This window comes from Shouchella miscanthi (assembly GCF_007725405.1).
Taxonomy (GTDB): Bacteria; Bacillota; Bacilli; order Bacillales; family Bacillaceae_D; genus Shouchella; species Shouchella hunanensis.
Map to the genome: position 1 here is coordinate 685,640 of NZ_CP042163.1, position 13,145 is coordinate 698,784.

General features: G+C 35.9%; 1 protein-coding gene. It reads left to right on the forward strand.

All coding sequences use genetic code 11. The features are described from left to right. Positions 1–18 precede the first annotated feature (18 nt). Positions 19–13,122 carry a non-ribosomal peptide synthetase gene (locus tag FPV17_RS03445; protein ID WP_144558032.1) on the forward strand — a complete coding sequence of 4,368 codons (13,104 nt, stop codon included), beginning with the start codon at positions 19–21 and terminating at the stop codon, positions 13,120–13,122. Positions 13,123–13,145 lie beyond the last annotated feature (23 nt).

The window sequence follows — 13,145 nt, forward strand, 5'->3', positions numbered from 1 at the left end:
TAGGTATAAGGAGAGGTCATGTTGCATAAAGAAAAATTTTTAAAGTTGTCACAAGACCAAAAAAGACAATACCTTTTAGATATTCAAAATAAGGGAATTACAAATGACAATTCTCATTACGAGATTACAAAGCAACATAGATATCCAAAATTAAAAAAGAATGTTAGTCAAAAATTTGATAACTTTCCTTTAACAGATATCCAAGAGTCTTTCCTAATAGGAAGATTTTATGGAGCTAGTCAAGATATGATAGGATGTCACATTTACTGTGAGTTCGAGAAAAAGAACCTTAGTATTAAAAAGATGAAGCATTCGTGGATGGAATTGGTCCGCCACCACGAAATGCTTCATACCATAATACATTCTTCAGGAGAGCAGAGTATTCAATTCGAAGTACCGGAGTTCGACATGCCAGTTCATGACTTTAGAATGGCTGAACATAAGGATGTTGAGGTGCATAAAACAAAGGTTAGAGACGAGCTTTCTCATAAAGTGTATAAAGCAAGTCAGTGGCCTTTGTTTGATCTCCAGTTCACCTTACTTCCCGAAGAGAATGTGCTTATTCACTTGAGTATTGATGAATGGATTGTAGATGCCGCCAGTGTAGATTTACTTTTGGACCAATGGTATCAGTTATACCATGATCCTAGTTATACATTACCAAGTTTAGATGTCTCTTTTCGTGATGTAGTCATGGCTTGGAAAGAATTCGAGGAATCGTCAGTTTTTCAACGAGATCTTACTTATTGGATGGGCAAACTTGAAAATGCGCCAGGCGGACCATCGCTTTCTATTAATAGAGCTCCGAAGCCTAGAGAAGGGTATTCATACTTTCCGCGCTACCGTTTGGCGGGAGAATTAGAAGAAGATCTATGGGATAGGCTTAAAGAAAAAGCCAAGGAACTAGAAATTTCACCAACCGTTCTTTTGGTCACTTTATTTTCTCAGACTTTAGAAGAATATAGTGAGTCGGACTCTTTTTCATTAATTCAGACTTACTTTAATCGCTTGCCACTTCATCCAAAATTGGATCAAGTGGTGGGGCCGTTTATCTCAACGAATATTTTTATCTCAAACCAAGAAACTAATGATTGGAAAAAGCAAGCTCAAGCTAACCAAAAACAAATGTGGGAGGACTTAGACCATAGTTCTGTTAGTGGTGTTCGTGCTATGCGCGAGTTACGAGTAAAATCCAAGAATAAAGCTGTTCCTAATTTTCCAGTCGTATTTACTAGTATGTTAAATAATGTTGGAAAAGCAGGTCAAGGACGTACCAACTGGTTTCACTACATGACATATAACATTACACAAACACCGCAGGTGTATTTAGATCATCAAGTATCTGAACGAAACGGAGTACTTCACTTTAATTGGGATGTTGCGGAGGGATATCTTTCCCGTCAACTAGTAGAGGACATGTTTAAAAGGTATCAAGATCGTTTGCGAGACATCGTAAAGGAGGATGAAGAAGATACTTCTTCCATGATTTTTTCTTCATTTGAGCTTACAGATTTACAACAAACCTATGTCATAGGACGCCTTCAAGATGGAAATGAACAAAGCTGTCAGATATATCAAGAGTTTCAGGTTGAACAGCTAAATGTTTCTCGTCTCCAAAAGGCATGGCAACAACTTATTGAACACCATGAAATGTTACAAGCAGTTGTTCACGAAAATGGGACACAAGAGATTTTAGACCGTGTACCGGTCTATGACATTCCAGTTCATGTTGTGCAAAGCGTTCCAGAGATGGAAGTACGAGTTCAGCAGGTACGAGAGGAATTACAGGAACAAGTTTTCCCATTAGGGAAATGGCCATTGTTCGACCTCCGTGTCACACAAGGTTCAGAGGCCTCTTATGTACATTTGTGTACCGATGCGTTGATTGCCGATGGGGCAAGTCTATCTTTACTATATCAACAGCTTATGAACCTTTATAACAATCCAAAGACCGAGCTTCTGCCACTAGAGATGTCTTACCGTGATTATTGCAATCATATACGAGAAGAGCGTCAGTCAATAAAAGGACAAAAGGCGCGTGAATATTGGGAAAGGAAAATGGACACGATTGTATCGGGTCCTCAACTATCGTCACAAATTGATGCCTCTCGTACCGTCATGCAAGGAGTGGTATCAGACTGGCAAGCCTTGAAGGAAAAGGCGACCCGACGTGACGTAAAACCAGGAACAGTTTTACTTACAGCTTTTCAAGAAGTTCTGGCTGCTTACTTTGGAGAGGCCTTCACTACTGTTGTAGTAAATTGGGACCGTCCTCCTATTCATGAACAGGTAAAGGATATTATAGGAGATTTTACGACGCTTAGTTATGTTGAATCGCGATCAACCGAACAATCATTCACACATAAAGTGCTGTTAAACGAAAAAGAAATAAAAGAAGATCTCTCACATCGCTCGGTTAGTGGAATGCATGGGCTTCGAAAACGTGCGATGAGTCAGAAGAGCGGGGGCTTTCTTTCTTTTCCTATTGTATTCACGAATCTTGTGGATGACGATAAAATAAGCCTCGCTCCTGGATGGGAGATGGGGAAAAGCTTCTCTAAGACACCAGGGGTATACCTAGATATGATCCCTGTAGAAAAAAATAACGCACTTCATTTTCATTGGGACCTAATGGAAGGGCTACTACCATTAAATGTTGTACAAGCGCTTTTTAGTCGGTACAGCGAACGATTAGCTGAGCTAGCTTCAGATGAAGAAAAATGGGAGGAACAGGCGTTGGAAAGACAAACAAGTACCTCCGGTACAATCCATGAGTGGTTTGAGCGACAAGTGACCACGTATTCACAAAATATTGCGCTCAAATGGAATCAAGAAGTGGTGACGTATCAAACGCTCAATGAACGTTCTAATCAGTTAGCTCGTTACCTACAGTCTCAAGGTGTCGGCCCCGAAGTAATGGTAGGTGTTTGTGTGGAACGCTCACTAGATATGATGGTCGGAATATTGGGGATTTTAAAGGCGGGAGGTGCGTATGTACCTCTAGATCCTGCTCAACCGAAGGACCGACTTGCCTATATCTTGGCGGATTCTGATGTTTCTCTAGTATTAACCAAGGAAACCGTTCTTTCCTCTCTACCTGAAACGAAAGCGACTCTTATTTGTCTGGACAAAGATCGTGATCTTTGGTCAACTCGACCAATTACGAATTTGCATGTGCCTATGAATATAGATAACCTAGCCTATGTTATTTATACGTCTGGTTCAACAGGAAGACCTAAGGGCGTGTTAGTGACGCATCAAAACGTCGTTCGTCTGATGCGGGAAACTGAAGAATGGTATCACTTTAATGAATCCGATACCTGGACACTGTATCATTCGTATGCGTTTGACTTTTCAGTATGGGAAATATGGGGAGCTTTATTGTATGGGGGAAAATTAATTATTGTTCCTTATAAGACAAGCCGATCTTTTGAGTCTTTCTATAGGTTATTAATAGAAGAAGGAGTGACCGTCTTAAATCAAACGCCAACGGCATTTCGTCAGCTAATGAGGATAGATGAACAGCAGGATTCCAAATCTCTTTCTTTACGATATATCATTTTTGGAGGCGAAGCGTTAGACCCACGTATCCTTGAAGGTTGGTTTGAACGTCATGGAGACCAAAGTCCTCAGCTAGTAAATATGTACGGGATTACAGAAACTACAGTACATGTCACGTATCGTCGAATGACAAAAGGAGACGTTACTTCACCGACTAGTGTTATCGGTAGTCCTATACAAGACCTGCAGGTCTATATCTTGGATGAAGATCTCCAACCAGTGCCGAGAGGTAGCGTGGGGGAAATGTATATAGGCGGAGCTGGGGTAGCAAGAGGCTATTTGAATCAAGATCAATTGACAAAAGAACGATTTATTTCAAGCCCATTTAAATCGACAGAACGTCTTTATAAAACAGGAGATCTCGCTCATTATACAGAAACTGAGGAACTAGCTTTTGCGGGCCGAAACGATAATCAGGTTAAAGTACGAGGATTTCGGATTGAGTTAGGAGAAATTGAAGCTGCATTAAAAATGAATGAGCTTATAGAGGATGCTGTAATAATAGTAAAAGATGATTTAGATGAACAACATATCATTGCCTATGTTGTCGCTAATAATTTATTATCTACTACTACTATTCGGCAAAAGTTACGTAATTTACTTCCTGAGTATATGATCCCTAATTTGGTTATTCCAATAACCAAAATACCAATAACTTTAAATGGAAAACTAGACTATGCGAGTCTTCCGGATTATGAAATCAAAGAAAAAAAGGCTAAACATTCATTCTACTTAAAAGATGCAGAAATTCTTAATTGCTTTACAGAAGTAATAAATAGAGAAGTAAGTCTTCGCGATAATCTTTTTGATTTAGGAATCACTTCTATTCAAATCGTTAAAATTGCACAAAATATAAAAAATAAATTCGGAGTATCTGTACCAATAGAAATTTTTCTAGACAGTAATGCTATTAATGATATTACTAACTATGTCATGGCAAATAATACACAATGTATAGAAGATTTTTCTACAAGCTCTTCTACTACTCAATACTTAATGCAAATAATTGAGGGGCTAACAGGATGTAGATTGATCAATGAAAATGAAAATATTTTTGATGCAGGCGTTACCTCGCTGACTATTATGAAAATTTCACAAAAAGTAAAAGAGGAGAAAGGTATTGATTTACCTGTAGAAGTATTTTTAGAAAATTCAACAGTTAGTGACATATCTAAATATATCAGCGATAAAAAGTTTAAAGTCGAGAGTGAAATAATTGACAGTGTTCATCAAAATCAATCTGTTGCATTAGAAAATATAGATTTTCAAGACCAACACTATATTTTAAGAAGAAATTCATTAAATGGTAATGAATTCTGTCCAATGTCAATTGATAAGCTTAGTGAGCTGTTAGGACTACTTAAAACAAAAAATTCAAAAGAGAAAAGTCGTTACTTGTATCCGTCAGCAGGAGGAAAGTATGCTGTTCAAACCTATGTGTTTATTAAAAATCGTGGTGTAGAAGGGATAGATCCAGGGATTTATTACTATCACCCTGAGAAGCATGGCTTGGTGTTAATTCAAAAAATAGAAGATATTAAAGAAAGAATATTTGAAGTGACTGATCAAGTTTATTTTGAGGATTCTAATTTATGTTTATTTTTTATAGCCCAGTTAGAATCTCTTACACCTTTTTATGGTGATTTTAGTAAGGGTCTTGCTTTGTTAGATGGAGGATATATAAACCAGCTTTTATTAAGTCGTATGTTTTCTCTAAATTTAAAAGCTAGGGTAATCAACGCTATGGATTTTTCAAGTATAAGAGATCTTTTTAAATTGGATGATACTCATTTGTATATTCATAGTATTTGTATTGGTCATAATAATGAACTGGTAAATGAATACAAATCTGATGATATACAAAGTACATTAAAAAACTATCTACTTAATAAGAAACATGAAATTGTACCTGTTACAGATATGGATAATACTATTCAATATCCGACAATTGATTCTCAAACCTTAGAGAAAATTATAGAGAACAAAGTTCATATTAGGCATGTAAGAGGGTATGAAGATATTATTTTGCTAAAAGAAGATTCTTTGGGAGATGAAGAGTATTACGTCCGAGCTTCTCAAAGGGTTTACGATAAAAGTACGATAACATTCAAGAACTTCAGTAGGTTCTTATCCCTGTTACAGCCTAACAAGTCTGTTAAAGATCAGTATCTCTATTATAACTTGTTACCAGTGGGCTCTATTAAGATGTATTTATACATTAAAAAAGGAGTCGTACAGGATGTAGAGCAAGGGTTTTATCGCTATGATCAAGAAAATCATCAGCTATTACTTGTTAAAAAAGAACTTGAAATTGACCTAGAGCAAACGCATTCTCCATTTAATAGAAAACATTATAGGAATTCTGGATTTTGCTTATTTATAACGACTGATAAGAATGAGATAGCGGATCTTTATATGAATTATGCTAAACAATTTGCTTTATTTGAAGCAGGAAATATTGGTCAATTATTAATGGATCGTCAAGCTGAATTTGATATTGGTTTAGTTCCAATTGGAGGAAACAATTTTGAAAAGATAAAAGAAGATTTCTCATTTACTGGTAGTGATATTTTACTTCATAGTTTCTTTGGAGGTCCTTATAAACATACTTACCTTAGAAAATCAGAAGATCTTTTAAAAGTGAAAACCTCAAACAAAGTGGAACTAGTAGAACCAGAACACAATATAAAGCAACTCCCTACTTCTAAAGGTATTGCCATTATAGGATTAAGTGGACGTTACCCAGAAGCTATTAATATGGATGAATACTGGTTGAATTTAAAGAATGGTAGGCACAGTATAACTCGCCTATCAAAAGAACGCTCTCGTCTTTATGACAACGATGATAGAAGTAGAGAGCAATGGGGGGGATTTGTTCAAGATATTGATCAGTTCGACAGTTTGTTGTTTAATATATCTCCATCCGAAGCAAAAAACATGGATCCTCAAGAGCGTATGGCGCTTCAGACTGTTTGGGAATGCTTTGAAGATGCTGGTTATACAGTAGAGTCATTAAAGAAAAAAGCTCCAGAAGTCGGAGTTTTTGTAGGGGCTATGTGGAATGACTATCAGAACTACGGAGAAAAAGAGTGGGAGAATAATCAGCAAGCCCGAGTAGCATCCATGCATTCCTCAATAGCAAATAGAATTAGTCATTTTTTTGGTTTAATTGGACCTAGCATCTCGGTTAATACATCCTGCTCCTCTTCTTTAACAGCGATTCATTTAGCTCAAGAAAGTATAAAAAGAGGAGAGTGTGATGCAGCTATAGTAGTGGGGGTTAACCTAATTTCTCACCCTTACCACTATGATTCTCTGCAGCAGCAAGGATTGCTCTCTATTAATGATAAGAGCGCGGCCTTTTCGGCTGAGGGTACTGGGTTAATTCCTGGTGAGGGTGTAGGAGCTATATTAATTAAGCCCATAGAAGATGCGATTATTGATAAAGATCAAGTATATGCGCTAATAAAAGGTAGCGTACTTAATCACTACGGAGAAGATTCTAGGTATGGATCACCGAACAAAAAAATGCAAGTGCAATCTATTCAGAAACTGTTGAGTAAAACACAGACACCTGTGGATACAATTGATTATATCGAGTGCGCCGCCACAGGTTCTAGTTTGGCAGATGCTACAGAATATGATGCCATTAAAGAGGTTTTTCAGAAGCAATCTCTGAAAATAGGATCGGTTAAGCCTAATATTGGGCACTTGGAATCAGCATCATCTATGTCACAACTTTCTAAGGTATTACTACAATTTAAAAACGAGAAGATTGCACCTACTATCCATTCTAAGCCATTAAATCCTTTTTTAAAGTCAGAGGATGGGCAGGTAGAAATCATAAATCAGTTAGAGACATGGAAAACAAGCAAGCCTAAGCTTGCCCTCATCAGCTCTTATGGAGCAATGGGATCTATTGGTCACTTACTGGTTAAAGAATATAAGAGAAAGCACACTCGAGAACTAAAAACTTCTCGTCCAGAAGTATTCTTATTTTCAGCAGAATCTAAAGAACAGTTAAAAACATACGCTAAAAAGTTCTTGTCTTACCTGGATCTCTCTGGGATAGATAAAAATATTCATGATATTGCTTTTACTCTTCACGTAGGCAGGAAAAAAATGAAAGAAAGAATGGCCATAATTGCTGAAAACAAAGATGATCTAAAAAACAAGTTAGAAGCGTACATGTCTAATCAATATGTAAATGATGTTTATACTGACAGCTTTGAAGGAGCTGAAGATAGAAACGAATGGACTGGAGAATTCTATAATGCAGAGCAAATTGCGGCTCATTGGATTAAAGGATTGGATGTAGATATTGAAAAGTTTTTTGAAAAAGGACAACGAATATCTTTGCCAACCTATCCATTCGAGAAAGAAAGTCACTGGTACAAAAAAGATACATTGATAAGTCGCAAGGTAGTTGATAAGGATATTTCTAATTATGAAGATATTTCAATGGAAACCTCCAATGAAATTGAAGCCCTAGAGGAGTACCTTTTCGAAATTATTTCTGAGATTACAGAGATCCCTTTTCATCGATTAGATAAAGGAAGTAGTTTTGAAAGTTATGGAATTAATTCGCTTCTAATTACTGCTTTAAATGAAAAATTAGAAAAAGATTTTGGAATAACATCTAAGACCTTATTCTTTGAAAACAGAACTATTGAAGACTTAGCAATTAGTATGAATTCTTTTAAAGAAAAAGCTATCTCAAAAAAGAAGAAATTCAAACCGGCAAACAATGAAAATCAGAACAATTCTCAGATTGAAAATAATGCTGACGAAATGGATAACTACTCTAATAATGATATAGCCATTATTGGAGTAAGCGGAAAATATGCTCAATCAGATGATATAAGTGAATTATGGAAGAATTTGAAGGCAGGAAAAGACTGCATAACTGAAATTCCTTCAGATCGATGGGATAATGAACAGTTCTTTAATAGTGATAAAAGTATTAAAGGAAATATATATGGTAAATGGGGAGGATTTATAAAAGATGTTATTAAATTCGATCCATTGTTTTTTAACATATCTCCTAAAGAAGCGGAGAGAACAGATCCTCAAGAACGATTATTCTTGCAAAACACTTGGGAGTGTATTGAAGATGCTGGTTATACACGGAGTTCTATACAGAGAAAATATCAAGGGGAAGTAGGCGTATTTGTTGGCTCAATGTATCAGGAATATCAATTGTATGGTCATTTAGAAAAGCAGAGCAGTGAGAATGTGGCGCTGGGTTCATCTGCAGGTTCAATAGCAAGCCGTGTATCTTACTTTTTTGATTTTAATGGACCGAGCTTAGCAATTGATACGATGTGTTCTTCAGCTTTAACTAGTCTACATTACGCGGTTGAGAGTGTTAAGCGTAAGGAATGCAAAGTTGCTGTAGTTGGAGGGGTAAACTTACTTTTACACCCTAACAAATACCTTATGCATTCTCAAATGAATATGCTCTCATCTGATGGTCGATGCAGGAGTTTCGGAAAAGGAGGAGATGGTTTTGTACCAGGTGAAGGAATTGGATCTATACTCATAAAACCTCTTAAAGAAGCAATCAAAGATGGAGATAATATTTATGCGGTAATAAAAGGAACAGCTATTAATAATGATGGAAAAACTAATGGCTATACTGTACCTAACCCCAAAAAACAAACGGATGTTATAAAAAAAGCATTGGATAAAGCTCAAGTAAATCCAAGAACTATTACTTATTTAGAAGCACATGGTACTGGAACAGAGCTAGGCGATCCAATTGAGATTCAAGGTTTAACTGATGCTTATAAAGCCTATACAGAAGATAACCAGTTTTGTGCAATTGGTTCAATTAAATCTAATATTGGTCATTGTGAGTCAGCTGCAGGCATTGCAGGATTAACGAAGGTAATTCTTCAACTTAAACACAGTAAATTATTACCTTCCATTCATGCTGATGAAATCAATCCAAATATTGATTTCAAAGAAACCCCCTTTTTTCTTCAAACTAGTTTTAAAGAGTGGGATCAACCTAAAGCTGTAATAGAAGGTGTAGAAGTTCAGTTTCCAAGGAGAGCAGGTATTAGTTCATTTGGTGCAGGGGGAGTAAATGCTCATATAGTTTTAGAAGAATATGTACCAGTTGAACATAATCAAACGAAAATAGAAGATGAACAAGAAGAGCGGTTAATTTTATTATCTGCTAATAGTAATAATGAATTAACAAAGTACGCTGAGAGTCTTTTTAATTTCTTAGAAAGACCATTAAAAAGACTCTCAAAAATTAATAAAGAGGATCTCAGGCAGTATGTGACGGAACAAATTTCAGCCTTGATTGAGGTAGAGTCAACAAGCTTAGATTTTACTGAAGATCTAGGACAAGTACTTGACCCATTTTCTTTCAAGGAATTAGATGAACAACTGAAGAAAAAATATGGTGATGATATTGAGATCCCACTTACTTTTGATGAAGTTAGTATTAATACTATCGTAAATAGTATTTTAGAAGTTCTTGAGCGAGAATGTGAATGGCAAAACGAACTTGAAAATTCTAAGGAAGAGATAACGCGTTTAAAAGATATTTCCTATACTTTAATGGTTGGAAGAGAACCAATGCCTCATCGGTTAGCCCTAATAGTTTCTAGTACAGATGAATTAGCTAAGCAACTGAGTAAATATTTGAGTAATCCAACAGATGTACGCAGCTCGTCGTCTTTACTGGCAGGAGTAAATCAGAATAAGGTAGATGCAATATGGGAAGACAGAGATATAAAAAATGTAGTAACAAAATGGATTAATGAAAAAAGGTGGAAAAAATTAGCGCATTTGTGGATTAAAGGTGTTGATATATCAGGGTCTGAATCGTCACTAGGCTGTAAACGAATTTCATTACCTACGTATCCTTTTATAAATACAAACTCTTACTGGCCATATAGTATAAGAGAAAAAAGAGGAGAACAGGAAAATTTAGAATTAATACATGAGCATAAAGCTAATATGGTAGAGCAATTATCAAGTACAGAAAGCACTCTCACTGCCAAACAAGATACTATAGATACGTGTGTAGAAATAATTTGTGATGCAATAAAATTAACAAAAAGTGATCTCAATGTCTTTAAGTCTTTTAATGAATACGGTGTTGATTCTATACTTATAACCGAAATCTCAGAAAAGATTAAAGATGTTGTAGGTCTAGAAATAAGAGCTGTTGATTTCTTTCAAGCTGCTACTATTGAAGAGTTTTTAAATTCTTTGCCTATAGAAAAATCCATCAAGAAAACCAAAGCTACAATTGTTTGTACTCCAGAAAATATAAGTCCCGAACGACAAGATCGGATAGATGGTGAGTTTTATGAAGAAAAACAACCTAAAGATCATCAAAGTGAGAATGTTCCATTAATTGAGCCTATCGCTATCATCGGGATGAGTGGAAAGATGCCAGGAACGGAGACATTAGATGAATTTTGGGAGTCGATTTGTGACGGAGATTCTCAGATCAGTCTTATACCAAGGGAACGATGGGACTGGGAGCAATATTATGGGGATCCTCTTAACGAAGGGGACTTTACTGATGTTAAATATGGTGGTTTTATCAAAGACATTGATAAGTTCGACAGTAGTTTCTTTGGTATATCCCCTAAAGAAGCTGTATTAATGGATCCTCAACAGAGATTATTCCTAGAAACAACATGGAAAGCCATTGAAGATTCTGGTTACAAATCCTCTGATATAAAAGGAAGTAAAACAGGTGTTTTTGTAGGCGTATCAAATAAAGACTATGATCAATTATTAGCAGAAAATAATGTACCGGTAGAAGCTCATTTGGCTACAGGGAACTCTCACGCTATTTTAGCAAACAGAGTATCATATTTTTATAATTTTAATGGTCCGAGTGAAGCTATCGATACTGCATGTTCTAGTTCAGTTGTTGCTATCCATCGTGCTATAAACTCAATTCACTCTAATGAATGTGATATGGCAATAGCAGGAGGGGTAAACGTTTTATTAACTCCTAAGGACTTTATAACCTATAGAAAAGCAGGGATGCTCTCTCCTACAGATAAAGTGAAAACATTTAACGAAAATGCTGACGGCTATATTCGTGGTGAAGGGGTTGGAGCAATAGTCCTTAAGCCGCTAAGCAAAGCAAAGGCAGATGGAGATAATATCTATGCTGTAATTAGAGGAAGTGCGGTGAATCATAGCGGTAAAGGATATGCTTTGACTGTTCCAAGTGCAGATGCTCAAGCAAAGGTAATTAAAGAATCTTGGCATAAAGCAGGAATTGACCCTTCGACCCTTAGTTATATTGAGGCACAAGGTACAGGAACAAAGATGGGCGATGCAATTGAAATTAATGCATTTAAAAAAGCATTTGAAGGTACGGTTTTTCAACAAAAGTGTGGAATTGGGAGTGTAAAACCTAATATAGGACACTTAGAATCAGCGTCAGGAATGGCATCCATGTTTAAAGTAATTAAATCAATAAACAACAAGGTCATTCCTATGACAGCTAATATTACTGAAATTAATAAGGAAATAGAATTAGCAGATACTCCATTTTATATTTCTGATAAAACGATTCCTTGGGTCACTGAAGTCAATGAAAATGGACAGGACTTTCCAAGAAGAGCTTCGGTCCATTCATTTGGGGTAGGGGGAACTAACGCTCATTTAATTATCGAGGAATATATCCATAGGCAGGAAGGATTAAAAAGTACTAACAATGATGAACATTTACTATTTCTTTGTTCAGCGAAATCAGAAGATCAACTATTGAGTTATGTACGAAAAATAAAAGATCATGTGAAGTGCAATGAAACATTAAGGATCGAGGATTTGATCTATACGTTTCATGTTGGAAGAGAAGATATGGAAGAGAGGATTGCAATAATTATAGATGGCAAAGAGGATTTTCTTAATAAATGCAATCAATTTTTAAGTTCGCCTGATGAAACCTTTGAATCCATTTATAGAAGTTCTCTAGACATGTCTTCATCAAGTTCATTGAATTCTTTAAATAAGCTAACAGTCAGTCCCGACCCTAAATCTTATAATGGTTTAGTAGCTATTGCTAAACATTGGGTACAACTTACTCCTATTAATTGGGATGATTTTTACAACATGAAAGAGGTAAAAAAGGTACCCTTACCTACGTATCCTTTTAAAAAAGTAAAAAGGTGGATTGATTTACCTACCAATAGATCGAATCAACTGGTCAACTCTAATAGAAAGACTGAGGAAATTGGAGATTCCCATAAGATGCATGTTGATACTTCTTTCTTGCGCCATCAATTGGTTAAAGCAGTAGCTGATCTACTTGGATACGATGTTCAGGAAATAAAACCGAATATTTCCTTAGCCTCGATAGGTATGGACTCTGTTAGCGTGATGAAATTACAATACATCCTTGAAAAAGACTTTAATCTCTCTATATCTCTTAAACTATTAAATAACAACTTATCAATTGATGAAATTTTTAAGAACATTTCGGACTTTAAGGTAGATCAAGAACCATTTGACATAGATAAGTTAACTGATAATCAGCTAAATGAGTTATTTTTAGCATTAAATTCCTAAATTTTGTACAGAGAAGATATTCC